This is a genomic window from Mycolicibacterium obuense, assembly GCF_055397605.1.
In genome coordinates, this window is record NZ_AP043663.1 from 1701117 (window position 1) to 1726726 (window position 25610).

Genomic DNA, 25610 nt, shown 5'->3' on the forward strand with positions numbered 1-25610 from the left:
GGTCGACTGTCAGTGTCCGTACAGCGTCTTCTTCCAGATGCGCGACAGCGTGCCGATGGCGTCGTCGTCGCTCATCGTGATCCCGATGCTCGCGCCGGTGTCGCCGGCGAAGACCGTCGTGAAGTTCTCGAACAGCAGCGCAATCGCCGCCGCGGTGTGCTCGGGATCCAGATCGCCCGCGAAACCCTGATCCTGGGCGCGCCGTACGGACGCTGCGACGATGTCGATGCCGAAGCGGCGGAACCCGTTCTGCAACGCGGCGAATCGCGGCTGAGTGGCCGCGAGTTGTGCGACGGCGATCATGATGCCGATGTTCTGGGTGAACATCGTCCAGTAACCGGTGACGACGGCGGTGAAGAACGCCTCGTCGTCGGGGGACTCGGGAAGCGGGACAATCAAACCCGACGGCGTCACCACCTCGTGGAGGAAGGAGTCGGCGAGATCGGCCAGCAGGTCTTCTTTGTCGGCGAAGTACCGGTAGAACGCCGCGGGGGACCGGCCGGCTGCCGAGGTGATGTCACCCAGCGTGGTGCCGTGAAAACCACGTTCGGCGAACAGCTTCCGTGCTGCCTGCTCGAGCGCCAGGCGGGTCTGGCGTCCCTTGGCGCTCAAGTCCGACGGGCTGGGCGGCACGCGATCAGCCCAGGATCCGGTCGCCGGCGCGCAGCAGCGCGCTGGGGAGCTCATGACCGACTGCGTCCCGGGCGACCCGGGCGGCGTCGAGCGCCCTGTCGAGGTCGACGTCGACACCGATGCCGCAGTCCCGCAGCAGGTACACCAGGTCTTCGGTGGCGATGTTGCCGCTGGCGCCGGGGGCGAACGGGCAGCCACCCAATCCGCCGACCGAAGCATCCAGCCGCGTCACGCCGGCCTGGATCGCGGCGTAGGCACTGGCCAGCCCCGCGCCGCGGGTGTTGTGGAAGTGCGCGCCCAACGGCAGATCGCCTATCAGGGGGCGAAGCAGCGCGACGAGTTCTGTGACCCGGCGCGGGGTCGCTGTCCCGATCGTGTCGGCGATGGCCAGCCGGTCCGCACCGGCATCCACGGCCGCGGTCACCACGTCGATCACCCGATTCGCCGGCGTCGGCCCGTCGAACGGACAGTCCCACGCAGTCGCGACGATGACCTCCACCCGGGCGCCGGCGTCATGGGCGATCGTCACGATGTCCGGGATCACCGCAGCCGCCTCCGCCGACGTGCGGCCGACATTGGCGCGGCTGTGTCCGTCGGCGGCCGAGACCACGTACTCGATGGACTGCAGACCCGCCGCGATCGCCCGATGGGCACCGGTGGGACTGGCCACCAGCGCGGAGAAATCGATGCCGGGGAAGTCGCCGAGGTGCTCGGCCAGCTCGGCGGCGTCGGCCAGCGCAGGCACCTTCGATGGGGAGACGAACGCGGTGGCCTCCATTTCCCTCACGCCGGTCGCGGCGATGGCAGCCAGCAGTTGCCGCTTGGCCGACAACGGGATCGGCGCTTCGATCTGCAGTCCGTCGCGAAGAGAGACATCCCTGATGGTCACGTGCGAAGGAAGATGCGTCACAGCACCCCCTCGGCGCGGAGGTCCGCCAGTTCGGCGTCGGTGTGACCGAGCAGGTCGCGGTAGATCTCCTCGTTGTGCTGACCCGGGCGTGCAGGCCCGGCACTACGGATCGTCCCCGGGGTTTCCGACAGCACCGGCACCACACCGGGTCCCTTGACGTTGCGGCCGATTCGCTCGTCGAAGTGGTCGGCGATCATGCCGCGCGCCTGCAACTGCGGGTCCGTGACGACCTCGGCCACGGTGTTGATCGGACCGCTGATCACGCCGGCCGCGGACAGGGTCGTGATGATGTCCGCGGGTTCCCGGGCGGCGGCCCATGCGCCGATGATCGCGTCGAGTTCGTCCTGATTGCGCCCCCGGGCGACGTGAGTGGCGAACCGCTCGTCGGTGGCCAACTCGGGCTGCTCCATCGCCTGGCACAGGCGGCGGAACACGGTGTCCTGATTGGCCGCGATCACCACCCAGCTGCCGTCGGCGGTCGGATAGATGTTCGACGGGGCGATGCCCTCCAGTCGCGTCCCCGACGGGCCCCGCACCACGCCGCCCACGTCGTAGTCGGGAATCGTCGATTCCTGCACTGCCAGGCACGATTCGGTCAGTGCCGCGTCGACGACCTGGCCCTCGCCGGTCACGCTGCGGCGGTAGAGCGCGGCCAGCGCACCTTGTGCGGCGAACATTCCGGCGAGGCTGTCGCCGAGGGAGAGGGCGAGCCGCGGGGGAGGCCCGCCGGGGAAGCCGTTCATGTGCCGCAACCCGCTGGCCGCCTCGGCGACCGAGGCGTAGCCGGCCTTGTGTGCCTCCGGGCCCGTCTGCCCGTACCCCGACACCCGCACCACGATGATCCCTCGATTGCGTTCGCGCAGAACGTCGTAGCCCAGGCCCCACTTCTCCAGCGTGCCGGGCCGGAAGTTCTCCACCAGGATGTCGCTGCGTTCGATCAGCTCGAGGAACAGCTCACGACCGGCGGGCACCCGCAGGTTCAGCGTGACCGCCTTCTTGTTGCGCGCGTGGACCGTCCAGAAGAAGTGGTGCCCGTCGAGTTCGGCCTGCCCCCACGTGCGCAGCGGATCCGGAGCGCCCGGCGGCTCGATCTTGACCACATCGGCGCCCATGTCGCCCAGCAACCGCCCGGCGAACGGACCGGAGATCAGCGTGCCGACCTCGATCACCCGGATACCGTCGAGCGGACCCGTACATTTCCCCCGGTCGCTTCGCTCCTGCCCGCCGGTGACTTTCACGCCGAAAGCCCATGCCGCTGCAGCCATTCCGTGCAGATGTCCACCGCCGCGCGCAGTTTGTCCCGCTGGTCGGCGCCGGCGTAGTAGTGGTTGGCGCCGGGGATCTCGTGCATCTCCTTGTCGGGGTGACCGATCGCGTCGAAGATCCTGCGGGTGTGGCTGGGTGTGCACGCGTCGTCGGCGAGGTTGCCGATCACCAGCGTGGGAACCGCGATGTCCGGGCCGGCCTTGACGGCGTCGGCGCGGGCGTCGTCGTAGCTCCACTGGGAGAGCCAGCTGCGCAGTGTGCAGAATCGCGCGAGGCCGACGGGGCTCATGTTCACCACCCGAGGATCGCCCAGATAGCAGGTGCCCGGGGTGCGTTCGTTCGGATCCACCGTCGGATCGAGCCAGCGGGGGTCGGCCATAGTGCCGTGGACGACGAACGCGAACTCGTCGTCGGGCCTGCCGGCGGCCTTCAGTTCGGCGAGCGTGTTCTTGACCCACCCGGTGATCCGGCGGTTGCGGTCGATCTGCGCCTGGTGATAGCGCTCCAGGAACTCCGGCGTGTAGGGCGGCTGATTGGGGTTGTCCGGGTTGTAGAGGTCGAGCTCGGGATCGCGCTGGCTCGGGTCGGACTCGTCGAGGATCGACGCGTCCATCCACTCGGTCATCGTGCCGTGCCGGCTGATGTGTGCGGCGAGCAACATGATGGCGTCGGCGGGAAGCAGGCCCAGCGCGGTGAGGTCGGGTCCGTCGCCCGACGGGCTCGCGGTCACCGTCGGATGCTGCGCCTGCTGCTGGTAGAACACCGACAGCGAACCGCCACCGCTCCACCCGGCGAGGACCACCTTCTGATAGCCGAGGCGATTCTTGGCGTCTTTGATGCATTCGCCGAGGTCCTCGACGACCTTCTCCATCAGCAGGGCCGAGTCGGTGCCGCGGAACCGGCTGTTGCAGTAGATGACGTGGTGGCCGGCGCGTGCCAGCGCGGTGATCATCGGCAGGTAGGCGCCGCCCCCGATGGGGTGCATGAACACCAGTACGGTGTCTGATGTCGCCGCCGGAGCGGCTCCGGCCGCAGACGGCGCTACCGGCTTGAGCAGGTAACTCTCCAGCACCACCAGTTCGGCCACTCCGCCGTAGACGTCGCGAACGGCCGAATTGTTCTGATAGGCAACCAGATACGGGATGCGCTCGTAATCGTGGCGGGCGCTCATCAGTGCTGTCCCAGATCGTGGGCGAGCACCTCGGGCGAGGGGGTCAGTCGCCTGCGCGTGTCGATCGAGATGACCTGCCAGTCCACCGAGTGATAGTCGTCGAACTTGCGTCGTGCTCGCTCGCGCGCTTTCTCCGGCGCCCCGTGGTGCACACCCTGCGGGGCGTGCGAGATCAACCCGGGCGGCATCGGGATGCCGTAGAGGGAACCGCCGTGGAAGAACGCAATCTCGTCGAAGTCGACGTTGCGGTGGTACCACGGTGTGCGCTCGGTGCCCGGTACCCCCTCGGCTGGCTTGGGCAGGAAGTTCATCACGTACACGCCGGTGGCCTGCATGAACAGGTGCACCGTCGGGGGCAGGTGCACGCTGTCGGAGGTCACGACGTGGTAATCGCCGATGTTGAAGGTGAAGGGAAAGTTGTCGCCCCGCCATCCCTGGACGTCGAGCGGATGGTGCTCGTAGTACAGCGTCGTGGTGTCCTGCCCGTCGATGGGGGAGTGCACGAGCCGCACCTCGTAGCTCTCCCGGCCATCGTCGTCGCAGGGCGCAGGATCGGGGATCGTCACCTGGGAGGGGTCGAACGGGAAATGCCGGCCGAGCGTTCCGGGTGGCGGCACGCGGAACTCGTCGGTGGCCTGGATCATCAACCACGTGCCCGGTTCCTCGGGTAGCTGTCGCCATGTGCACGCCTTCGGCAGGTAGACCCAGTCGCCTGCCCGGTACCGGAGCGGCCCGAACTCGGTGTCCAGTGAACCGGTGCCCTCGTGCACGAAACACAAGAGGTCGCCGTCGACGTGGCGAACCCAGAACGGCATCTCGGCGCTGCGCCGGGACAGGAAGATCTGCGCGTCGGCGTTGGAGAACATCAGCAGGGGTGCGCCGAGGGCGTCGCCGGCATCGGAGGGCTTCAGCTCGCCGGCGAGGACATCGATGGGACGCAGCGGGCCGCTCGACCGGTACGCCGTCGGATCGTTGCGCCGGTAGAGGTGGGCGAATCGGCCGGTGAACCCTCCGCGGCCGAGCTCGTCGTCCTTGAGGCCATCCAGATCTGCGTGAACCCGCTTCGGAACGGTGCCTTTGGACAAATGGACGAACGATTCCATGACGTCTCCTCGATCGAAGTGAAACTGACGTTACTTTTAGTTCTCACGTCGGGTCAAGGGGTGCCCGATCCGCTCGAGCATCAGTCGTCCAGGTCGACCCGGATCGTGAGCAGATTGGTGCCGAAGGTCTTGACCCCGACGTTGTTGAACCGGGGCAGCTCCTGCATGCGGGCATGAGGGTCGTCGTCAGGCAGCGGGACGGCCGTACCCCTATGCCAGCGTCCGTTCAGTCGGATGCGGACGCGCGGATCGGCGGCGATGTTGCGGACGTACTGGGATTTCTCGCCGAACTCGGAGACGAACCAGAAGTGGTTGTCGATCCGACGCCCGCCCAAGGGAGTCTGTCGGGGCCGGCCCGACCGGCGTCCCGTCGTCTCCAGCAGTGTCTGGAACGGCAGGTGCCGCATCACGGGGTTGGCGATGTTCCTCTGGAAGAAGACGGTGACCGCATCCCGGACGGTGGGTGGTGCTCCACTCGTCATGCGGCGAGCTTATGACGCGAATGTGGGCCTGGTCACTGCTTTGACGTCCCTGGGCGACGCGTCGGCCTCGCGATCCACGGTATTCACGCAGACGAAAACCGGCGTGTTCCCCGTGGCTGGGCTTTGTCGGTTCGTGGTCGCATGCTTTACTGCAACCGCGACAACTGAACTCTTCTCGGCCCATCCCGCGCCGTCACGGGCATCTTGGGGATGGCGCCACAACGCGGTGAAGACATCGCTGTGGTGTCGGCGACCGCACGGGAAACCGCAGGACGAACCGCCACGGGCGGTACACCGAAGATGGATGGAATGACCGAATGAGACTTCTTGACAGGATTCGTGGCCCGTGGGCGCGCCGCTTCGGCATCGCCGCATTCGCCGCGATTTTGCTGCCGGGCATCATCGGCTTCGCCGGGGGCTCCGCGACCGCAGGGGCGTTCTCGCGGCCCGGTCTGCCGGTCGAGTACCTGATGGTGCCGTCGCCGTCGATGGGCCGTGACATCAAGGTGCAGTTCCAGAGCGGCGGCCCGAACTCGCCGGCGCTCTACCTCCTCGACGGCCTGCGCGCCCAGGACGACTTCAACGGCTGGGACATCAACACCCAGGCGTTCGAGTGGTACCTCGACTCCGGCATCTCGGTGGTCATGCCGGTCGGCGGGCAGTCCAGCTTCTACTCGAACTGGTACAAGCCCGCGTGCGGCAAGGCCGGCTGCCTGACCTACAACTGGGAGACCTTCCTGACCCAGGAGCTGCCCGCCTTCCTCGCGTCGGAGCGTCAGGTGAAGTCGACCGGCAGCGCAGCTGTGGGTCTGTCGATGGCCGGCAGCGCCTCGCTGGTGCTGGCCGCGCATCACCCCGGCCAGTTCACCTACGCCGGCTCGATGTCGGGCTTCCTGAACCCGTCCGAGGGCTGGTGGCCCGGCCTGATCAACATCTCGATGGGTGACGCCGGTGGCTACAAGGCCAACGACATGTGGGGTCCTGCCGAGACCGATCCCGCCTGGAAGTACAACGACCCGATGGTGCAGATCCCGAATCTGGTCGCCAACAACACCCGCATCTGGGTGTACTGCGGCAACGGCCAGCCCAACGAGCTCGGCGGCGGCGATCTGCCCGCCACCTTCCTCGAAGGACTGACCATCCGCACCAACCGGACGTTCCAGGACAACTACGTCGCTGCCGGCGGGAAGAACGGCGTGTTCAACTTCCCCGACAACGGCACGCACAACTGGGCGTACTGGGGTCGTGAGCTGCAGACCATGAAGCCCGACCTGATCTCGCACCTCGTCGGATAATCCCCGACGTAAGGGGTTCGACACCGAACGACGAAGCCCCCGGCCGACTACGGCCGGGGGCTTCCTCGTTTCCGGGCGGTGGCTATCGTGGCGGCATGACCGAGATCAACGCGATGGTGGCGCACGAGGACGGCGAGGGCGGCATCGTCCTGCGTCACGAGGTGGTCGACGAGTCGTTCCTGCCCGACGGCGATGTCGAGATCCACGTCGAGTACTCCAGCGTCAACTACAAGGACGCGCTCGCCGTCACGCCGAAAGGTGGCGTGGCACGGGCCTATCCGTTGATCCCAGGCATCGATGTCGCCGGAACGGTCACCGCGAGCACGTCGCCCGACTTCGCCGTCGGCGACGCGGTGATCGCCCACGGCCAGGACATCGGCACAGGACGGCACGGGGGTTACGCGCAGGTCGCCCGGTATCCCGCCGACTACCTGGTCAAGCTCAGCACGCTGAGCACGGCCGAGGCGGCCGCGATCGGCACAGCCGGCTTCACCGCGGCGCTGAGCGTCGACGCGCTGCGCGCCCACGGGGTGCAACCGGGCGACGGACCGGTCCTGGTCACCGGCGCCACCGGCGGGGTGGGCAGCGTCAGCGTCGACCTGCTGGCCGGCCTGGGCTACGAGGTAGTGGCCTCGACCGGCAAGGCGCAGGCGCGCGACCTGCTGCGGGATCTCGGTGCGGCAGAGGTCATCGACCGGGTGCCCGGTCCCGACGAGAAGGTTCGGGCATTGGGCAAGGCGCACTGGGCCGCGGTGGTGGACTGTGTCGGCGGCACGACGCTGGCCTACGCCCTCAGCACGCTGAAATACGGCGGCGTGGCGGCCATCTCGGGCTTGGCGGGGTCGACAGACCTGCCCGCGACCGTGATGCCCTTCATCCTGCGCGGGGTCACCCTGGCCGGGATCGACTCGGTGCTGCTGCCGATCGCGCGGCGCAGAGAGGTCTGGGCGCAGATCGAATCCGACCTCTTCCCAGGCCATCTCGCGCGTGTCACCACCGATGTACCAGTGCGCCGCGTCGACGAGGTGCTCAAGACCATCATCGGCGGCGGCGTCACCGGTCGAACCCGCGTGGTCGTGCACGACGGGTTCTGACCAGTACCGCGCTACTTCAGTTGAGCCGACGACAACCCGAGTAGGCGACGGGCGACCACGAGCTGCTGAATCTGCTGGGTGCCTTCGAAGATGTCCAGGATCTTCGAGTCGCGAGCCCACTTCTCCAGCAGGGTCTGCTCAGAATAGCCTGTGGTGCCAGCCATTTCGACGGCCTTGAGGGTGATGTCGGTGCCGACCCTGGCGGCCTTGGCCTTGCCCATCGAGGCTTCTTTGGAGTTCGGGATCTTGTTGTCGGCCTGCCACGCGGAGCGCACGGTCAGCAGGTAGCCCGCCTCCCAATCCGCCTCCATCCGCAGGAACTCCGCAGCCGCGGCGCTCTGCGCGTGTGCGGGCTTGTCGTAGGAGATCTCGATGCCGGCATCGGTGAGGATCTTGCGCAATTCCTCAAGCGCGGCGCGGGCCACGCCGACGGCCATCGCCGCCACGATGGGCCGCGTGTTGTCGAAGGTCTCCATGACGCCGGCAAAGCCCTTGTCCACCTGGATCTCCGGGCTGCCGAGCAGGTTCTCCTTCGGAACGCGGGCGTTCTCGAACCGGATGGCCGCCGTGTCGGACGCCTTGATGCCGAGTTTGTTCTCGAGTCGCTCGACGGTCACGCCCGGGTGCTCGCGGGGCACGATGAACGACTTGATCGCTGCGCGCCCCATGGACTTGTCCAGCGTCGCCCAGACCACGATGTGGGTCGCGCGCGACCCGGCGGTCACGTAGATCTTCTCGCCGTTGATGACGTACTCGTCCCCGTCGAGGACGGCCGTCGTCGACACCGCCGCGGAGTCCGAGCCGAACCCCGGCTCGGTGATGGCCATTGCCGCCCACACCTTGCCCAAGCGCTCCAGCTGCTCACGGGAGGCCACACTCGAGATCGCGGCGTTGCCGAGGCCCTGGTAGGGCACCGACAGCAGCAACGCGACGTCGCCCCAGCTCACCTCCAGCGCGTTGAGGAGCGCAGACATGTTGGCGCCGTTGACGTTTCCCTTGGGACCGTCACCGTCCTTGCTGAGCCCCTGTGCGCCGGCGAACGAGATCGTGTTCGCTTCCGAGATGCCCTCGAAGAGGGTGGCCAGCGTGTCGAGCTCGACCGGATAGTCGTGCTCACGCAGGTCGTACTTGCGCGAGATCGGTCGCAGCATCTCTGCTGCACCCTGGTGGCCCTTCTCGATGACCGCCTGCAGCTTCTTCGGCATTTCCAGATTGATCGCCATGGTGGTATCGCCTTTCTAGAGAACGCTGTTGGTCAGAGAACGACGACACCCTCGGCGACGCCGAGTGCCCGCAGATCGCGGTACCAGCGTTCGACCGGGTGTTCCTTCGTGTAGCCGTGGCCGCCGAGCAGTTGCACGCCGTCGAGGCCGATCTGCATGCCCTTGTCGGTGCCCAGTCGCTTGGCCAACGCCGCTTCGCGGGCGAAGGAGAGGCCCTGCTCGGCGCGCGAGGCGCCCCGCCAGGTGATCAGTCGCAGGCCGTCGAGCTCGATCGCGATGTTGGCGCACATGAACGCCACCGACTGCCGGTGCGCGATCGGTTCTCCGAACGCTTCGCGTTCCTTGACGTAAGGGATCACGTAGTCGAGGACGGCGTGGGACGTGCCGACGGCCAGCGCCGCCCAGCCCAGCCGCGACAACGCGATGGCCTCGGAGTAGTTGCTGTCGTGCTCGGCTTCGCTGACGTCCTCACCCAGGCGCGCGCTCAGCGGCACGGTGACCTTGTCGAGCTCGACGCGACCCAGCGCAGCCGCCCGGATGCCCATGCTGGGATCGGCAGTGACCGTCACGCCGCTGGCCGCCGATTCGACCAGGAACAGCGTCGGCTTGCCGTTCAGCTGTGCGGCGATGACGAAGAGCTCGGCGTCGGCGGCGGCAGGCACCAGCGACTTGACGCCGTCGAGCCGATAACCGCTCGGGGTCCGCACGGCGGTTGTCTTGAGGGAGGTCGGGTCGAACAGCGGGTGCGGCTCGGCGATCGCAACGCACGCCTGCGGGACGTTCTCGCCGGCGAACTCCGGCAGGTAGGTCGCCTGCTGGTCGGCACTTCCCCAGTGGGTCAGGGCCGACGCGACACCGCCCGGCGCCAGGATCGGCAGCGCCAGACCCATGTCGCCGTACGCGAGCGCCTCGGCGACCAGCGCATTGGTGATGGTGCTGCGGTTCTCGGCGATCCCGTCGAAGTCCTCGGGGATGTTGATCGCGGTGATGCCCAGTTCGGCGGCCTTGGCGATCAGGTCCGGGGGATAGGTGGCCGCGGCGTCGGCATCGTGCGCGGCCGGGCGCAGGATCTCCTCGGCGAACTCCTCGACGGTCTGGACGATCATCTTCTGGTCGTCGTCGGGGGTGAGGTCGAAGTAGTCGGCGCCGCTGGCCTTCAGCCGCGTCGCGGGTTTGCCGAGACCCTGCACGCGCTTGAACTGACGGGTGGTCGCGCCGGCCGCGGAGAACGCCTGCTTTACGCCGTACTTGAGGCCCCGGTTCAGCGGGTCCCGCAGGTTGTACTTGTCCAGGAACTCTTGCCCGATCAGGGGCGTGAGCAGCGCGATACCGATGTCGGTCGCGGACCGCTTGTGCTTGTGCAAGCCCACGGCACTTTCCTGGCCGGTTCGCTTGGACGGCAGGGTATTCGTCATTGGTCAGCTGCCTCCAGTGGGGATCGGATGAGCGCAGATGCGCAACTGACTCAAGAGTAAGGTATCGGAACTGACTAGTGAGTAAGATCGGTGGATTGTTGCCTATTTCACAAGCGCGGCGAGCACGGCGTCGTGTACCAGGCCGTTGGTCGCCACCGCACTGCCGCCGTGTGGACCGGGCCGTGCCGAGAGGTCGGTGAACCGACCGCCGGCCTCCCGGACCAGGATGTCCAGCGGGGCGAGATCCCACAGCTTGACCTCCGGTTCCACCGCGACGTCGACGGCGCCCTCGGCCACCAGGCAGTACGACCAGAAGTCGCCGTAGCCGCGGGTGCGCCACACCGCATCGGTGAGGTCGATGAAGGTCGAGCGCGCGCTCTCCCAGCCCGTCGTCAGGTCCGAGTAGGACAGGCTCGCCGAGCCGAGGTCTGCGACGCCGGACACTGAGATGGGGCGCGTCGTCCCGCGAAAAGACGTGAACGCGCCCTGACCGGTGCCGGCCCACCAGCGCCGCGCCAGTGCAGGCGCGCTCACCACGCCGACCTCCGGCACGCCATCGACGAGCAGCGCGATCAGCGTCGCCCAGATCGGCACCCCGCGCACGAAGTTCTTGGTGCCGTCGATCGGATCGACCACCCACTGCCGGCCCGCGAACTCCGAGGTGCCGCCGAACTCCTCGCCGAACACCGAATCGGCCGGGCGCTGCTCGGCCAGTCGCTCTCGCAGCAGCGTCTCGGTGTCCAGATCAGCGTCGGTGGCCGGGGTCATGTCCGGCTTGGTCTCGACGCGCAGATCCACCGCTCCGAACCGTTGCATCGTCAGCGCGTCGGCCTCCTCTGCCAGCGTGAGGGCCAGGGCGAGGTCGGCGGCGATGTCAGGCGAGTGGGTGCTCATACGTGGAGTCCTACCATGGCGGTGTGGCCGAACTCGCGATCATGCTGCTCATCATCGGTGCCATCGTTCTCGTCCTGGCGCCCCGGATCATGCGCAAGCGCGGTGTGGGCAACGATTGGGCTCCAGGCACGCTCCTGGTCACCGGGGTGAGCCCGCGCCCCGTCGACATGACCGGTGAGCAATACGTGACCATCACCGGCGTCATCAACGGCCCGACGGTCAACGAGTACACCGTCTACACCCGCATGGTCGTCGACGTGAATGCCTGGCCGACGATGGGCCAGCTCATCGACGTGATGTATTCGCCGCGCAATCCGGAGAAGTGGGCGATCTCCTCACCCGTGCCCAATCCGGAGTAGCTCCTCGAGACTGGTCAGCTTGATCCGCGGTCGTCCTGACCCCTGCCCGGTGGTGCGCTCGTGCTCGTCGATCAGCCGCCAGTGATCGTTGGTCACCACCTTGGGTTGGCGTACCCGCAGCCACTGCTCGACGTTCGCGGCGTGGTCCTCACCCCGGTCGGTCGGCTCGGCCGCCTGCAGATCGGTCAGCAGCGTCGCGACGGTGTCCGCGGAATCGCTCTTGTTGCTGCCGATCACGCCGGTCGGGCCGCGCTTGATCCACCCCACCACGTACTCGTTGGTGCTGCCCTCGATCCGCCCGTCGGTGTGCGGGATGGTGCCGGACCGATCGTCGAACGGCAGGCCGGGCATCGGTACGCCGCGGTAGCCGACAGCGCGCACGACGAGTTGCGCCGGAATGTCCTCCCGCTCGCCGGTGTCGCGGGCCGACACCCGGCCGTCCTCGCCGCGCACCAACTCGTTGCGGCCCAGCACGATCGACTCGACCTTGTCGTCGCCTTTGATCTCGATCGGTGAGGTGCGGAACCGGAACACGATGCGCCGCTTGGCGCCCTTGAGTTCCCGCTCGCCATAGCCGCGCAGCACCTTGATGTTGTTGCGCACCGTCTTGCCCGCGGCCTCGAGGTCCTCGTCCGTGATGTCGGCGAAATCGGCCGGGTCGATGACCACGTCCACATCGCCGAGAGCCTCCAGATCGCCGAGCTCGCGCAACTCGAGCGTCGTGAACGGAGCCTGCAGCGGACCGCGCCGCCCGATCACCAGCACCTCCTCCACACCGCGCGCGTGCAGGGAGTCGAGTGCGTGGTCGGCGATGTCGGTCTCGGCCAGCAGATCCGGATCGCTGACCAGGATGCGGGCCACGTCGATGGCCACGTTCCCGTTGCCCACCACGACGGCGCGCCCCGACGAGACGTCAGGGGCCATCTCGCCGTAGTGCGGGTGGGCGTTGTACCAGCCGACGAAGTCGACCGCGGCCACACTGCCGGGCAGGTCTTCACCCGGAATGCCCAACGGCCGGTCGGACTGGGCGCCGTTGGCGTAGATGACCGCGTCGTAGCGCTCGGCGAGTTCGGCCGGCTGGACGTGCTCGCCGACCACGACGTTGCCGAAGAACCGGAACCGCGGGTCGGCCGAGACTTTGTCGAACTGCGCCGAGATCGACTTGATCTTCGGATGGTCCGGCGCGACACCGGAGCGCACCAGCCCCCACGGGGTGGGCAGCATCTCGAGCATGTCGACGCAGACACTGCGGGTGAGGTCGTCGCCGTCGGCGGCCTTCAGCAGGGCGGCGGCGGCGAAGAACCCGGAGGGTCCGGAGCCGACGATCGCCACGTGGTACGGACGCTGTGGGGGCATGTGGGCTGCCTTCTGTCGCGGCCCGACCACGCGCAGGGGGCTGTCGCGTCGTGGCCGGACGAGGTTGCCTCCCGATGCTAAAGCGCAGTCGGCGTCGGTCGAGGAGAACGCGCGGACCGGTACCCTGAACTCCCGTGGATCCTGACCGCCAAGCCGATATCGCTGCCCTCGACTCCACGCTCACCACTGTGGAGCGTGTTCTCGACGTCGAGGGCCTTCGTGGGCGCATCACGCAGCTCGAGGAGGAGGCGTCCGACCCGAAGCTGTGGGACGACCAGACGCGGGCGCAGAAGGTGACCAGCGACCTGTCGCACGCCCAGAACGAGCTGCGCCGGGTCGAGGAGTTGCGGCAGCGCGTCGAGGATCTGCCGGTGCTCTACGAACTCGCCGCCGAGGAGGACGGTTCCGACGCGGTCGCCGAAGCTGTCTCGGACGCCGACGCCGAGCTGCGTCAGCTGCGTGAGGACATCGAGGCGCTCGAGGTTCGCACGCTGCTGTCGGGGGAGTACGACGAGCGTGAGGCGCTGGTCAACATCCGGTCGGGCGCCGGCGGCGTGGACGCGGCCGACTGGGCCGAGATGCTGATGCGGATGTACATCCGCTGGGCCGAGCAGCACAAGTACCCCGTCGAGGTCTACGACACGTCCTATGCCGAGGAGGCCGGCATCAAGAGCGCGACGTTCGCGGTGCACGCCCCGTTCGCCTATGGCACGCTCTCGGTCGAGCAGGGCACGCATCGGCTGGTCCGCATCAGCCCCTTCGACAACCAGGGCCGCCGGCAGACGTCGTTCGCCGAGGTCGAGGTGCTTCCCGTCACCGAGACCACCGACCACATCGACATCCCGGAGCAGGACGTGCGCGTCGACGTCTACCGCTCCAGCGGCCCCGGCGGTCAGTCGGTGAACACCACCGACTCGGCGGTCCGGCTGACCCACATCCCCACAGGCATCGTCGTCACCTGCCAGAACGAGAAGTCGCAGCTGCAGAACAAGGTGTCGGCGATGCGCGTGCTGCAGGCCAAACTGCTCGAACGCAAGCGCCAGGAAGAGCGCGCCGAACTCGACGCGCTCAAAAGTGACAGCGGCAGCTCCTGGGGTAACCAGATGCGGTCCTACGTTCTGCACCCCTATCAGATGGTCAAAGATCTCCGCACCGAATTCGAGGTCGGCAACCCGGGCGCCGTCCTCGACGGTGACATCGACGGGTTCCTCGAGGCCGGTATCCGGTGGCGCAACAGGAAAGACGACGACGAGTAACCCGTGAACACCACGCTTGTAGCTTTCGACCTCGCCTCGCGGTGGCACGGCTTCTGGCGCGGCGACATCGGCGTGTGGATCCTCGACCGCGGTGTGCGGATCGCGCTGCTGCTGGTCGGCGCGCTGCTGGCCACCCGCTTCATCAACTGGACTGCGCAGCGCGTCACCCGCCGCATCGACGCCGAGTACCAGGAGAGCGACCAGCTGGTGCGCTCGGAGAGCGCCAAGCACCGGCAAGCCGTCGCGTCGGTGATCTCCTACGTCTCGGTGGGTCTGCTGTTCGTGATGGTGGCGGTCCAGATCACCGACATCCTCGCGATCCCCATCGGGTCGCTGGTAGCCCCCGCCGCGGTCATCGGCGCCGCGCTGGGCTTCGGCGCCCAGCGGCTGGTGCAGGATCTGCTGTCGGGCTTCTTCATCATCACCGAGAAGCAGTACGGGTTCGGTGACCTGGTCGCGCTGACCGTCGCCGGCATCGCCGCACCCGCCGAGGGCACGGTCGAGGACGTCACGCTGCGTGTCACCAAACTGCGCTCGTCGGAAGGGGAGATGTTCACGATCCCGAACGGGCAGATCGTCAAGACCGTCAACCTGTCCAAGGACTGGGCCCGTGCGGTGATCGACATTCCCGTGCCGGTGTCGGCGGACCTCAACGCGGTCAACGACGTCCTGCACGACGTCGCCGACAAGGCCCTGCACGACACGCACCTCAAGGATCTGCTGCTGGATGCGCCCCAGCTCATGGGCGTGGAGAGCATCGAACTGGAGACGGTGAACCTGCGCATGGTCGCGCGTACGTTGCCCGGTAAGCAGTTCGAGGTCGGCCGGCGGCTGCGAGTGCTGGTGATCCGGGCGTTGCGGCGGGCCGGAATCGTGGCGCCGGGAGAAGCATCCCCGGTGGTCGCGGCGATCCCGCACCCGGCGCGCACCGACCCCGCCATGCCGAAAGGCGATGCCGCCATCAAGGACCCCGATGCGGAGACACAGCGATGAAGTGGCTGGACTGGTTGGCGCCCAAACGCGCCGGCAACACGCAGGCCGCGAAGAGTTGGCCGAACTACATCTTCCGCGGCCGGATGCGCACCTCGACGGCGACGCTGATCCTCGCGTTCATCGCACTGTTCTGGGTCAATCAGACCTTCCAGCCGGCCCCCAGCGCCACGACGCCCGATTCGACACAGGTGGTGCCCCCGGGCTTCGTGCCCGACCCCAACTACACCTGGGTACCGCGCACCAACGTCGCGCCGAGCGAGACCTCGACCACCAGGACGACGACCACGACCACGACGACGACGACCCCGTCGCCGACTCCGTCGCCGTCTGAGTCCGACGCCACGACGCCGTCGACCACGACCGGCACGGCGCCGGGCGGTGCCTCGACGACGGTCATCGATCCCGACGGGCCCGGACCGCTCGGCCCGATCACGTTCACAGCGCCGCCGAATCTGGCTCCGACCACCGTCGCGCCGCCCGGTGCGCCCGCGACCACGACGGCGTTGCCGCCGCAGTGAGCCCGCGGCCACCCGTCCGGCGATGTGGTGACCGCATCCCTCCCCGCTACACTGGCGTGCCGTGATGATCACCCTCGACCATGTCTCCAAGCAGTACAAGTCGTCGGCGCGACCCGCCCTCGACAATGTGTCGCTGAAGATCGACAAGGGTGAGTTCGTCTTCCTCATCGGCCCGTCCGGGTCGGGCAAGTCCACGTTCATGCGCCTGCTGCTGGGCGAAGACCACCCGTCCTCCGGCGACATCCGGGTGTCGAAGTTCCACGTCAACAAGCTGTCCGGGCGGCACATCCCCGGGCTGCGTCAGGTCATCGGCTGCGTGTTCCAGGACTTCCGCCTGCTGCAGCAGAAGACCGTCTTCGAGAACGTCGCGTTCGCGCTCGAGGTGATCGGCAAGCGGTCCGACACCATCAATCGCGTGGTGCCCGACGTGCTCGAGATGGTCGGGCTGTCGGGCAAGGCCAACCGGCTGCCGGCCGAGCTGTCCGGCGGTGAGCAGCAGCGGGTCGCGATCGCCCGCGCGTTCGTCAACCGGCCGCTGGTGCTGCTGGCCGACGAGCCCACCGGCAACCTCGACCCGGACACCAGCAAGGACATCATGGATCTGCTCGAGCGGATCAACCGCACCGGCACGACGGTGCTGATGGCCACCCACGACCACCACATCGTCGACTCCATGCGTCAGCGGGTCGTCGAACTCGAACTCGGCCGGCTGGTTCGCGACGAACAGCGCGGCGTCTACGGAATGGATCGCTAGTGCGCTTCGGCTTCCTCGTCAACGAAGTCCTGACCGGGCTTCGCCGCAACGTCACCATGACGATCGCGATGGTGCTCACCACCGCGATCTCCATCGGTCTGTTCGGCGGCGGGCTCCTCGTCGTCCGGCTCGCGGATCAGTCGCGCGCCATCTACCTCGATCGGGTCGAGAGCCAGGTCTTCCTCACCAACGACGTGTCGGCGAACGACCCGACCTGCGATGCGGACCCGTGCAAGGCGCTGCGCAAGACGATCGAGGACCGCGACGACGTGCGCTCGGTGCGCTTCTTGAACCGCGACGATGCCTACAACGATGCGATCCGGAAGTTCCCGCAGTACAAGGACGTCGCGGGCAAGGACGCGTTCCCGGCATCCTTCGTCGTCAAGCTCGACGATCCCGAGCAGCACAAGGACTTCGACGACTCGATGATCGGCCAGCCCGGCGTGCTCAACGTGTTGAACCAGAAGGACCTGATCGACCGACTGTTCGCGGTTCTCGACGGCATCAGCAACGTCGCATTCGCGGTGGCGCTGGTGCAGGCGATCGGCGCGGTGCTGTTGATCGCCAACATGGTCCAAGTCGCGGCCTACACCCGTCGCACCGAGATCGGCATCATGCGACTCGTCGGCGCCACGCGCTGGTACACCCAGCTGCCATTCCTGTTGGAGGCGATGCTGGCGGCCTTCGTCGGCGTGGTGATCGCGATCGCGGGGTTGATCGCAGTGCGGGCGCTGTTCCTCGAGAACGCGCTCGACCAGTTCTACCAAGCGAACCTGATCGCCAGGGTGGACTACGCCGACGTCCTCTACTACAGCGCGCCCTGGATGTTGCTTCTCGGCCTGGCGATGTCGGGGATCACCTCCTACGTCACCTTGCGCCTCTACGTGCGGAGGTAGCGGTGGCCAAGAAAGCCAAGGGCGTCAAGGACACCAACAATCAGGTGGTGGCCACGAACCGCAAAGCCCGCCACAACTTCTCCATCCTCGAGACCTTCGAGGCCGGAGTGGCGCTGATGGGGACGGAGGTCAAGAGCCTGCGGGAGGGGCAGGCGTCGCTGGCCGACGCGTTCGCCACCGTCGACGACGGCGAGATCTGGCTGCGCAACCTGCACATCCCGGAGTATCACCACGGCACCTGGACCAACCACGCGCCGCGGCGCAATCGCAAGTTGCTCCTGCACCGCAACGAGATCGACACGCTCGTCGGCAAGACCCGCGACGGCAACCTGACCCTGGTGCCGCTGTCGCTGTACTTCACCGGCGGCAAGGTGAAGGTGGAACTGGCGTTGGCCCGCGGTAAGCAGGCCCATGACAAGCGCCAGGATCTGGCGCGCCGAGACGCAGAGCGCGAAGTCACCCGTGAGCTGGGGCGCCGCGTCAAGGGCATGACCTCCTGACCGGGATCCTCAGCGCACTGATCGCGGCGCTGGGCTACGGCGTCAGCGACTTCGTCGGCGGCTACGCCTCGCGCCGCGTCGCCGCCCTGCGGGTGGTGATCCTGTCCTACCCGCTGGCCCTGGTCCTGTTGACAATCCTCGCCGTGCCGTACGGCGGTGAGCTGAGCCGATCTGCCGTGCTGTGGGGACTGCTCGCAGGCGTGGGCCAGGCCTTCGGGGTGTGGTGGTTCTACGCCGCCCTCGGCTCCGGGCCGATCTCCGTGGTGTCGCCCCTGACCTCGGTGCTCGTCGCGGCTGTGCCGGTCGGTTTCGGGGTGGCGCTGGGGGAGCGGCCGAGTGCGCTCGCTCTCGTCGGCGTGGCGGTCGCGCTGATTGCGGTCGTCATGGTGAGTCGGCAGGCAGAAGATCTCGGCGGCGATCCAAGCCCGCACCGGTTCACCGTGAAAGTGGCCTGGTTGACCGTCGGCTCGGGGATCGCGTTCGGCATGAACTTCGTGATCCTGGACCAGGTGCCGCCATCGGCGGGGCTCTGGCCGCTGGTGTTCGGCCGGATGGCCGCGACGACGATCGTGGTCATCGCGGCGCTGCTCACGGCCAACTTCGTTCTGGTGCGCGGTGTCCCGCTGCGGTTGGCGGTGCTCGCCGGGGTCCTCGACACCGTGGCCAACGTGGCGACCCTGCTCGCGTTGCACTCGTCGCTGCTGTCCTTGACGGGCGTGTTGGTCGCGCTGTACCCGGCGGCGACGGTGGCGCTCGCGGTGGCGGTGCTGCGGGAGTCCGTCACTCGCTCGCAGGTGGTCGGAATGATTCTCGCGTTCGCCTCCGTCGCGCTGATCGCCGCTGGTTAGCTACTTCCAGCGCGGGTAGCCGACGTGCGTGTCGTCAGGCGAGGGAGGTGGCCGCACGGGGTTCGGGGTGCGTGTCTCGCTTGTCGTTGCCGTCACCGTGCTGTTGGCGGTCAATGCGTTCGCGCCCTGGGGTGATCAGGTGTCCCACCGGATCGCCGCCGTGGCGATGTGCGCGAGCAGCCTCTGCGCCATCGGCTACGGGCTCGTCACCGCGCGGCGCATGCGGGGAGCATCACGGTGGTGGCGGTTGCTCGCCGTCGGCGCTGTCAGTGCTCTGCTGGCGGGTCAGGCGTCCTGGTGGTTGCTCGGCGACGATTCGGCGCCCGTCTGGGTGGGCCTGTACTGGTTGTTCCCCGTACTCGGGTTGGCCTCGGTGCTGGTGTTGGCGCTGCGTGGCGGTCAGGTCGCCGTGCCGGAGGACGGATCGCTGCGCCACGCTGCGATCTTGACGTTGCTGGACGGGCTGGTGGCCGCCACCTCGTTCGCCATCCTGGTGATCTTCGGCCTCGCCGCCATGTCCACGGCAGCGTTTCCGCGGTCGGCCGATCCGGCAGTCGTCGTCCCGTTCGCGCTTCTCGAGCTCGTCGTCGTGGTGATCGGGGCGGTGGCCGGGATGGTGTATCGGCCACAACACCCCTACCGCGTCAACTATCTCCAGCTGGGCAGCGGCGTCGTGCTGATCGCGGCGTCGGATCGCATGATCGCCTACTTCGAGACCATGGGCCTGCATGGTGCGGCGTCGTGGGGCGAGATGGGTTTGGCGCTGGGACCGCTGTTCATCGCGCTGTCGATGCGCCCGAGGGACCCGGCGCCCTCGCCGGTGTCGGGCCGCGCGCGCCTGATCGACTGGGCGCAGCTGGTCCTGCCGTACTCGGGTTTCATCGGTATCACGGTGCTGCTGGCCTTCCACGTCCTCACAGGCCACGAACTGGGACCGGTGGTGGTCGCCATCACGGTGATCATGGTGGTTCTCGTCGCATCGCGTCAGGTGGTGGCGATGGGGCAGCAGCGCCTGCTGACCCGCCGTCTCTACGAGGTGCAGCGGCGCCTCGCCCATCAGGTCATGCACGACGCGCTGACCGGGCTGCCGAACCGGCTGATGTTCGCTCAGCGACTCGAATCCGCCATGCGCGACGGCGAGTTCGGACTGATCTTCGTCGACCTCGACGACTTCAAGGACGTCAACGACCGGTATGGGCACGCCGCGGGCGACGAGCTGTTGCGTGCGGTCGGAGAGCGGCTGCAGAAGTGCCTTTACGACGACGACATTCTCGCGCGGATCGGCGGTGACGAGTTCGCGATCCTCATCGACGCTGATGCGGAGAATCCCGACCTGGTTGCCGATCGGCTCCGCGTGGCGCTGCGGGATCCGTTCCTGCTGCACGGCTGGTCGCTGCGGGTCCGGGCGAGCATGGGGTTGGTCCATTCCGGGTCCGGTCCCAGCACGCTGAGCTCCGACGACCTACTGCGGCAGGCCGACATCTCGATGTACGCGGGGAAACGGCTCGGCAAGGACACCGTGGTGGTCTACCAGCCCGCGACCGGGCTGCCCGCTGACTTCCCGTCCGCACTGCGTGCCGGCGCCGGCCAGGTCCCGGCGGGCTTCACGCTGCTGTATCAGCCCATCGTCGCGTTGCCCGAGGAGACGCTGGTCGCGGTGGAGGCGCTGGCCCGGTGGACGGCGCCCAACGGTCTACAGATCTCGCCGGAAACCTTTGTCGCAGCAGCCGAATCGGCCGGTCTCGGTACTGAGCTCGACCGAATGGTGTTGCAGCTGGCGTGCACCGACGTGGCCCGCTGCGGCCTCGATGTCGACATCCACGTCAACATCGGTGCCTCGCGGTTGGGTCACCCCGGGTTCGAGGACGAGGTACGGCGGACGCTGTCGGAGTGCGAAATCGATCCGGGGTGTCTGGTCTTGGAGATCACCGAGACGCTGCCCATCGTGGATCTGGCAGATGCGGCCGCACAGATCGACCGCCTCAACGGGATGGGCGCGCGTGTCGCCCTGGACGACTTCGGTGCCGGCTACAACTCGCTGGCGTACCTGCACGCGCTGCCGGTCGGCGTCGTCAAGCTGGACCGCAGCCTGACCGTCGGCTCCCAGGCGGTGCGGGAGTTGACGCTGTACCGCTCGGTGGTCGGGATGTGCGCCGACCTCGGACTGGACGTTATTGCCGAGGGCATCGAGACGGCCGACCAGGCAGCGACGGTGTTGGCGGCTGGTTGCCGGCTCGCACAGGGCTATCTGTTCGGTCGGCCGGCGCCGCTGGCCGACATCGTCGCCGAGTACGGCGCGCTGCGCGACGCACCGTGACGACGTTGTGCGCCCTGTGGACTAAATATCGGCTGGATTGTGTTGGACGGGCCGGTAGTATGGACGTTCCTGCTGGAAGTCAGCGGGGGTGCGAGGGGCTGAACGGTTTCGACTTCGCGCATCGAATCAAGGGAAGCGTGCCGGTGCAGGCAAGAGACCACCGTAAGCGTCGTTGCAACCAATTAAGCGCCGATTCCAATCAGCGCGACTTCGCTCTCGCTGCCTAAGCGACAGCAAGTCCGTCAGACCGGGACAGCCCTCGACCCGGACCCTGGCGTCATCTAGAGGGATCAACCGATGAGTTCGGTCGCGGGACTCATCGGGACACCAACAGCGACTGGGATCGTCATCCTGACTTGTTCGCGTGATCAGGAGATCCAAGTAGAGACGTAGCGGACTGCGCACGGAGAAGCCTTGAGGGAATGCCGTAGGACCCGGGTTCGATTCCCGGCAGCTCCACAAGAGAAGAGCAGGCCAGAGACACAGTCTCTGGCCTGCTTCTCTTTTCCATCAACATCGCGGCAACATTCGGGTCTATATGTGCCCGAGATTGTGAAGATCCTCAAGGTCCAGGCGCGGCAGCTTCGGCGGTGAGATCATCTTCGTCGGCGAGCCGCCCGGCGAGGCGTTGCGGGTTGCCGGACAATGGCCGTCTGCGAGGTGCAGCTGCAAAGGCTAATCGCAGCGTTCGGGGCTGTCGCCGCCGACGACCCGCGCCCCGAAGAGGAACGGAGCCGCGCCGGGAAGATTGGACTCTGGCTCACCGGCGCTCTTCAACAGGTGACCATCGGCGCGCTCGGCGGCGCGAGCGGCAACCTGATGACCGGACCGGATAGACCCACTAGACAATGACCATCGAGCAGGAGTTGGACGATATCAGCGAGTGGCGGGTGACCAGGGTCCGAAACCCGTGGGGCCAGGTTCCCCATACCGGGGGTGGGCGTTATCTGTCCGGGGCCGCTCGCGCCTACATGGATAAGCTGCTCGCTCAGCAGCGGGTGCCCGACACGGAGAGCCGTCGACATCACTATGTGCCGCAGGCGTACTTGCGTCAGTGGTCTTTCGATGGTCGGCGGGTGTGGACGCTGGATACAGTGACGGGCTTGGCGAAGCCGCTTGGCACCAGGGACGTCTGCGTTAACGAGAACTTCTATCGGGTGATCGGACCAGATGGCGCCCCGCACAATCGAGTCGAGAAGCTGTTCGGTGTCGTGGATACGGAACTTGTTCGAGTTCAACGGCTTTTTGCCGGTCTCGAAGACCCGGAGGCATTGGGCTTCGATGACCTCTTGGGCCTCGGGATCACAATGGCTGTGCAGCGGATGCGGACTCTTCAGCAGAGGCGTGTCCAGATCCAATACAGCGCGTGGATGGCTGCTCAGAGCAACAAGTTTCGGCTGATCGCAGATGACGACGAGAATCCGCATCGGGCAGCGGGTATCCACACGGAATTGCTGTTCAAGGCCATGTGGGGTGGCGCGGATGTGCTCATTAAACGGCAGATCGAGGTCTGGCATGACCCGAAGGCAAGGTTCATGACGTGCGACGCCCCTGTGCTGATTCCATTCGTGCGCAACGAGCGACCAGGGACGCTGGACGCCGAATACATCATCTGGCCGGTGAGCCCGCAGCGAGTAGTCGCACTCAGCAGGAATGACGTTGGCGAGAAGGCGATCATCCGCAAAGCCACAGGCCAACTCGTTGGGATCGTGCGAGATGCCGTGGAGCAAGGCCGCGAACGAATGATCTTCGCCAGTGAGGACCAGCGTGACCGACTGCCAACTGGCAAGCGGCTCCGCCGCCGCACGCAAATCCGCCTCCGATGCTCCGATCGCGGTCCGAGGGGGAAGTACGTGCCCCCACCCGGTTGCGTCGTAAAGATGTCAGAGGCGTACTCCGACAAGCCTGACGTCTCGCTCTGCGATCAGGGCCTGCACTCACCGGCTCCGGAAATGCTCAACTTCATCTGACCGCCACGGCTCTTGCACGTTGGCAAGGCCTCAACGATCGCCGCCACGAGATCGATCTGACGCACACGGGTTGTCTGTGCGGGCTGTTGCCACAGATGCAGCTTCGGAGGTCATTTTGCCGCGAGTCACTTTCGAAGCGGTCGCCGCGGACGACGCGGTTCCTGACGAGGAGCGTAGCCGTGCCACGAAAGTGTGAAACTGGTTGAGCGGCGCGCTGTCTCGCATCGCCGTCGGTGCTCTAGTAGGCGCGGGCGGCGACATGATCGCCAGGTATCTAGCACCTGGGCTTTTTTGTTATCGGCGCCAGCGAAAGTTACGCGCTGCCGCGAATGTCACAATCGCCGCATGTTCTGTCCTCAGGCCCCGGTGTGGGGCGATGTTGCGACGTGGGTCGGCGGTGGAGCGACTAGCCTCACGCTGATATTTCTTGTCTATCAGTGGTGGCGCCAGTGGCGTACCGAGCAAGCGCGCCAGGTTTACGCCTGGATTGGGCGCGAGGGCCGCGAGCCGGTTGAGATCCGCCTCGGCAACAGTTCTGGGCTTCCCGTCTACGACGTCTTTGTGTATCGCCCTCTCGTCGAGAACTTTCTGGACAATGGATTTTGGAAACGCTTGTTCTATCGGATCATGCGGTGGGAACTGCTGGAACTCGCGCAAATCGGCAAGCGGATGCGTGGGAACGAGGGCGGGTTGCTCGACATGGACTACACGCCGTCTGCGATTCGTGTCCTACCTCCCGGGATGTACCGGCTAGACGGCCATGATTTTGCAGCTCCTGGGATGCCTGACCCAAGTCTGTTTTTCGGAGTTGAGATCGTGTTCAGGGATTCGCGGGGTATGCGCTGGACGCGGCGCACGTCCGGCAAGCTGAAGCGTTGTCGGCTGAATCCCCATTGGTTCGTAGGCAACCATAGTTACAGCATTCGCGACGCGGCTCTGATGGGCGGCTCGCCCTTTGCGAGGATCTCGCGAGTTCGAGACGAAGTGGGCAACAGCGACAAGGGGCCCGACGCGAGCGAGCCAGGGTCTCATTGAAGGGTCTCGGCTCCGTCCGCCGCTGCGGCCAACGCTGCCGGGCGTCGCCGATCTCTCCCACGATGTCCGCGAAGTACCGGCGGCTACTGGGCCACCGCCGTCCTCCCACTCACGGGCGACCGTCTTTGCGCCGTCTCACATTTGCACGATGCAGACATGATTGTGGCGTTCCCAAACGACGAGCCTCTCTCGGGAAGAATTGCGAAATGGCTTCACTCGCAAGGCGGAGGCTAAGGCGCACTTCCGACTGTCCTGAAACCTGTCGCAAAAGCCGTCGTCGGGACCCGGCGTTGCAACACCACAGCGGTTACGACGCAGACCGGTGCCCGCACAGGCTCTGACGGCGAAAGTCGCACTGTTGATGCCATCAACAAGCTTCGATGTATCCGCAGGTCGCCTAGCGTCCGGTCGCGCGCTTTCTAGTAGTCAGATCGGACATATCTGCTGCTCGCGGGGATTTCCGGGGCAGGTTCGATTCCCCGGCAGCTCCACAAGAGAAGAGCAGATATAGCCACCCGGATCGGGTGGCTATATCTGTTTCGGCATGTGCTTTCGACGCGACGTTCGCAGGCGTGGCCGGCAATCACAATGGCGCGTCGGCGAGTGATGGAGCTGTGCGGCGGGCATGCTCGGCTCATGACACAAGTCGGGGTCGTGCCGGGCAATTGCCGTCAGGTCGTCGTGGTTCATGCAGAAAACCTGACGTCGACGACAGGAACGGTGAATTTTCACGTTCGCGGCGAAGCGGACGGGCCGTGGGGTCAATCGCTGATCGCCACCGATGCGCGTCTCGGCAAGTGTGGCATCGGGTACGCCATCGACGATTCCTGGAGAACACCGATGGGGTCATTCCGTCTCGGTCAGACGTTCACGACGAACGAACGCGACAAGAACACGAAGATGCCCTGGTTCCTGGCGGGAAAGAACACCTGGTGGGAGACCGACGATGACTACTGGTTGGAGCGCTACGCAAAAGGCCAACCATCGAACTTCAACAAGCTCTACGTGGGGAGCAGTAAACCCAACCGTCAGATGGAGTCGCTGAACGAGGACGCCTACGAATTCGGCGTCCTCATCGACCACAATCCGCTGAAGCGGCCTGGACTGGGATGCGCCGTGTTTCTCCATTGCCAGGACGACGACCCGACCACGGCCGGTTGTGTTGCGTTACCGCGAAATGCACTCGCCAAGATCTTCCACGTCCTCGACTACGAGCAGAACCCGTACCTGAGCGTGATCGTGGACTCCACCGATCCCGACCACACGCCGGCGTGCAAGCGCGAGCTGAATCCGTCGCCCCAGTAGCGAAACACGATGCCCGG

Annotated in this window: 24 protein-coding genes and 1 other RNA gene; 15 read left to right on the forward strand and 10 right to left on the reverse strand. The window is 66.6% G+C overall.

What is annotated here, in order from left to right:
- Nucleotides 1–9: 9 nt before the first annotated feature.
- From ACZ50N_RS08115 to ACZ50N_RS08140, 6 genes are all read right to left on the reverse strand, one after another.
- A complete protein-coding gene (locus tag ACZ50N_RS08115) occupies nt 10–633 on the reverse strand; it encodes a TetR/AcrR family transcriptional regulator (RefSeq protein ID WP_048425178.1) in 624 nt (207 codons plus the stop codon).
- Nucleotides 634–637: 4 nt separating this feature from the next.
- A complete protein-coding gene (locus ACZ50N_RS08120; protein ID WP_464475113.1) occupies nt 638–1543 on the reverse strand; it encodes a hydroxymethylglutaryl-CoA lyase in 906 nt (301 codons plus the stop codon).
- Nucleotides 1540–2808, reverse strand: coding sequence for a CaiB/BaiF CoA transferase family protein (locus tag ACZ50N_RS08125; protein ID WP_464475114.1), 1269 nt, complete (start codon nt 2806–2808; stop codon nt 1540–1542). The genes ACZ50N_RS08120 and ACZ50N_RS08125 overlap by 4 nt, the downstream gene beginning before the upstream one ends.
- Nucleotides 2778–3980: an alpha/beta fold hydrolase gene (locus ACZ50N_RS08130; protein WP_464475115.1), complete on the reverse strand. Its 1203-nt coding sequence runs from the start codon at nt 3978–3980 to the stop codon at nt 2778–2780. The genes ACZ50N_RS08125 and ACZ50N_RS08130 overlap by 31 nt, the downstream gene beginning before the upstream one ends.
- The gene (locus ACZ50N_RS08135; protein ID WP_048425182.1) at nt 3980–5083 is read right to left on the reverse strand and encodes a homogentisate 1,2-dioxygenase; all 1104 of its coding nucleotides are present in this window, start codon (nt 5081–5083) and stop codon (nt 3980–3982) included. Before ACZ50N_RS08135 ends, ACZ50N_RS08130 begins: the two co-directional genes overlap by 1 nt.
- 80 nt (nt 5084–5163) lie before the next feature.
- Nucleotides 5164–5565 (reverse strand): nitroreductase/quinone reductase family protein, encoded by a 402-nt coding sequence (locus ACZ50N_RS08140; protein WP_464475116.1) that lies wholly within the window; start codon nt 5563–5565, stop codon nt 5164–5166.
- A 317-nt stretch (nt 5566–5882) separates the two neighbouring features.
- Between ACZ50N_RS08140 and ACZ50N_RS08145 the strand changes: the two genes are divergently transcribed.
- Together ACZ50N_RS08145 and ACZ50N_RS08150 are read left to right on the forward strand one after the other, a co-directional pair.
- Nucleotides 5883–6860 carry an esterase family protein gene (locus ACZ50N_RS08145; protein ID WP_046362755.1) on the forward strand — a complete coding sequence of 326 codons (978 nt, stop codon included), beginning with the start codon at nt 5883–5885 and terminating at the stop codon, nt 6858–6860.
- A gap of 95 nt (nt 6861–6955) precedes the next feature.
- Nucleotides 6956–7954 (forward strand): MDR family oxidoreductase, encoded by a 999-nt coding sequence (locus tag ACZ50N_RS08150; protein WP_464475117.1) that lies wholly within the window; start codon nt 6956–6958, stop codon nt 7952–7954.
- Between the two features lie 11 nt (nt 7955–7965).
- On the opposite strand, the gene ACZ50N_RS08155 is transcribed toward ACZ50N_RS08150, so the two are convergent.
- The 3 genes from ACZ50N_RS08155 to hisN all read right to left on the reverse strand — a co-directional run bounded on the left by ACZ50N_RS08155 (nt 7966) and on the right by hisN (nt 11486).
- Complete coding sequence (locus ACZ50N_RS08155) at nt 7966–9177, reverse strand: acyl-CoA dehydrogenase family protein (RefSeq protein WP_133413324.1); 1212 nt, start codon at nt 9175–9177, stop codon at nt 7966–7968.
- Nucleotides 9178–9209: 32 nt separating this feature from the next.
- Nucleotides 9210–10592 (reverse strand): acyl-CoA dehydrogenase family protein, encoded by a 1383-nt coding sequence (locus tag ACZ50N_RS08160; protein WP_046362758.1) that lies wholly within the window; start codon nt 10590–10592, stop codon nt 9210–9212.
- A gap of 102 nt (nt 10593–10694) precedes the next feature.
- Nucleotides 10695–11486, reverse strand: a complete 792-nt coding sequence (hisN, locus tag ACZ50N_RS08165) for a histidinol-phosphatase (protein ID WP_046362759.1) — start codon at nt 11484–11486, stop codon at nt 10695–10697.
- 23 nt (nt 11487–11509) lie between these two features.
- Here hisN and ACZ50N_RS08170 point away from each other — a divergent pair, with 23 nt between their 5' ends.
- Nucleotides 11510–11845: a hypothetical protein gene (locus ACZ50N_RS08170; protein ID WP_464475118.1), complete on the forward strand. Its 336-nt coding sequence runs from the start codon at nt 11510–11512 to the stop codon at nt 11843–11845.
- On the opposite strand, the gene ACZ50N_RS08175 is transcribed toward ACZ50N_RS08170, so the two are convergent.
- A complete protein-coding gene (locus ACZ50N_RS08175; RefSeq protein ID WP_464475119.1) occupies nt 11822–13201 on the reverse strand; it encodes an FAD-dependent oxidoreductase in 1380 nt (459 codons plus the stop codon). The genes ACZ50N_RS08170 and ACZ50N_RS08175 overlap by 24 nt on opposite strands.
- Before the next feature lie 134 nt (nt 13202–13335).
- Here ACZ50N_RS08175 and prfB point away from each other — a divergent pair, with 134 nt between their 5' ends.
- From prfB to ACZ50N_RS08235, 12 genes are all read left to right on the forward strand, one after another.
- Nucleotides 13336–14457, forward strand: coding sequence for a peptide chain release factor 2 (gene prfB, locus ACZ50N_RS08180; protein ID WP_073683088.1), 1122 nt, complete (start codon nt 13336–13338; stop codon nt 14455–14457).
- A gap of 3 nt (nt 14458–14460) precedes the next feature.
- A complete protein-coding gene (locus ACZ50N_RS08185) occupies nt 14461–15450 on the forward strand; it encodes a mechanosensitive ion channel family protein (RefSeq protein ID WP_082133196.1) in 990 nt (329 codons plus the stop codon).
- On the forward strand, nt 15447–15968 hold the full coding sequence (locus ACZ50N_RS08190) for an Rv3103c family proline-rich protein (RefSeq protein WP_464475120.1): 522 nt from the start codon (nt 15447–15449) through the stop codon (nt 15966–15968). The genes ACZ50N_RS08185 and ACZ50N_RS08190 overlap by 4 nt, the downstream gene beginning before the upstream one ends.
- 64 nt (nt 15969–16032) lie before the next feature.
- The gene (gene ftsE / locus ACZ50N_RS08195) at nt 16033–16722 is read left to right on the forward strand and encodes a cell division ATP-binding protein FtsE (protein WP_046362762.1); all 690 of its coding nucleotides are present in this window, start codon (nt 16033–16035) and stop codon (nt 16720–16722) included.
- The gene (gene ftsX, locus ACZ50N_RS08200; RefSeq protein WP_046362763.1) at nt 16722–17618 is read left to right on the forward strand and encodes a permease-like cell division protein FtsX; all 897 of its coding nucleotides are present in this window, start codon (nt 16722–16724) and stop codon (nt 17616–17618) included. Before ftsE ends, ftsX begins: the two co-directional genes overlap by 1 nt.
- A gap of 2 nt (nt 17619–17620) precedes the next feature.
- Nucleotides 17621–18118 carry an SsrA-binding protein SmpB gene (gene smpB / locus ACZ50N_RS08205; protein ID WP_046362764.1) on the forward strand — a complete coding sequence of 166 codons (498 nt, stop codon included), beginning with the start codon at nt 17621–17623 and terminating at the stop codon, nt 18116–18118.
- On the forward strand, nt 18115–18966 hold the full coding sequence (locus ACZ50N_RS08210; protein WP_464475610.1) for a DMT family transporter: 852 nt from the start codon (nt 18115–18117) through the stop codon (nt 18964–18966). The genes smpB and ACZ50N_RS08210 overlap by 4 nt, the downstream gene beginning before the upstream one ends.
- A gap of 67 nt (nt 18967–19033) precedes the next feature.
- The gene (locus tag ACZ50N_RS08215; RefSeq protein ID WP_464475121.1) at nt 19034–21283 is read left to right on the forward strand and encodes a putative bifunctional diguanylate cyclase/phosphodiesterase; all 2250 of its coding nucleotides are present in this window, start codon (nt 19034–19036) and stop codon (nt 21281–21283) included.
- 94 nt (nt 21284–21377) lie between these two features.
- Nucleotides 21378–21745, forward strand: a transfer-messenger RNA (tmRNA) gene (ssrA, locus tag ACZ50N_RS08220).
- A gap of 386 nt (nt 21746–22131) precedes the next feature.
- Nucleotides 22132–23253, forward strand: a complete 1122-nt coding sequence (locus ACZ50N_RS08225; protein ID WP_464475122.1) for a DUF4238 domain-containing protein — start codon at nt 22132–22134, stop codon at nt 23251–23253.
- A 345-nt stretch (nt 23254–23598) separates the two neighbouring features.
- Complete coding sequence (locus ACZ50N_RS08230) at nt 23599–24288, forward strand: hypothetical protein (RefSeq protein ID WP_464475123.1); 690 nt, start codon at nt 23599–23601, stop codon at nt 24286–24288.
- Between the two features lie 603 nt (nt 24289–24891).
- A complete protein-coding gene (locus ACZ50N_RS08235; RefSeq protein ID WP_464475124.1) occupies nt 24892–25593 on the forward strand; it encodes a hypothetical protein in 702 nt (233 codons plus the stop codon).
- The last annotated feature ends 17 nt before the right edge of the window (nt 25594–25610 follow it).

Bases quoted from the DNA above. Each gene is read 5' to 3' on its own strand.
- ACZ50N_RS08125 (WP_464475114.1), bottom strand. From the start codon at position 2,808: ATGGCTGCAGCGGCATGGGCTTTCGGCGTGAAAGTCACCGGCGGGCAG.
- ACZ50N_RS08130 (WP_464475115.1), bottom strand. From the start codon at position 3,980: ATGAGCGCCCGCCACGATTACGAGCGCATCCCGTATCTGGTTGCCTAT.
- ACZ50N_RS08135 (WP_048425182.1), bottom strand. From the start codon at position 5,083: ATGGAATCGTTCGTCCATTTGTCCAAAGGCACCGTTCCGAAGCGGGTT.
- ACZ50N_RS08140 (WP_464475116.1), bottom strand. From the start codon at position 5,565: ATGACGAGTGGAGCACCACCCACCGTCCGGGATGCGGTCACCGTCTTC.
- ACZ50N_RS08145 (WP_046362755.1), top strand. From the start codon at position 5,883: ATGAGACTTCTTGACAGGATTCGTGGCCCGTGGGCGCGCCGCTTCGGC.
- ACZ50N_RS08150 (WP_464475117.1), top strand. From the start codon at position 6,956: ATGACCGAGATCAACGCGATGGTGGCGCACGAGGACGGCGAGGGCGGC.
- ACZ50N_RS08155 (WP_133413324.1), bottom strand. From the start codon at position 9,177: ATGGCGATCAATCTGGAAATGCCGAAGAAGCTGCAGGCGGTCATCGAG.
- ACZ50N_RS08160 (WP_046362758.1), bottom strand. From the start codon at position 10,592: ATGACGAATACCCTGCCGTCCAAGCGAACCGGCCAGGAAAGTGCCGTG.
- hisN (WP_046362759.1), bottom strand. From the start codon at position 11,486: ATGAGCACCCACTCGCCTGACATCGCCGCCGACCTCGCCCTGGCCCTC.
- ACZ50N_RS08175 (WP_464475119.1), bottom strand. From the start codon at position 13,201: ATGCCCCCACAGCGTCCGTACCACGTGGCGATCGTCGGCTCCGGACCC.
- ACZ50N_RS08190 (WP_464475120.1), top strand. From the start codon at position 15,447: ATGAAGTGGCTGGACTGGTTGGCGCCCAAACGCGCCGGCAACACGCAG.
- ftsE (WP_046362762.1), top strand. From the start codon at position 16,033: ATGATCACCCTCGACCATGTCTCCAAGCAGTACAAGTCGTCGGCGCGA.
- ACZ50N_RS08225 (WP_464475122.1), top strand. From the start codon at position 22,132: ATGACCATCGAGCAGGAGTTGGACGATATCAGCGAGTGGCGGGTGACC.
- ACZ50N_RS08230 (WP_464475123.1), top strand. From the start codon at position 23,599: ATGTTCTGTCCTCAGGCCCCGGTGTGGGGCGATGTTGCGACGTGGGTC.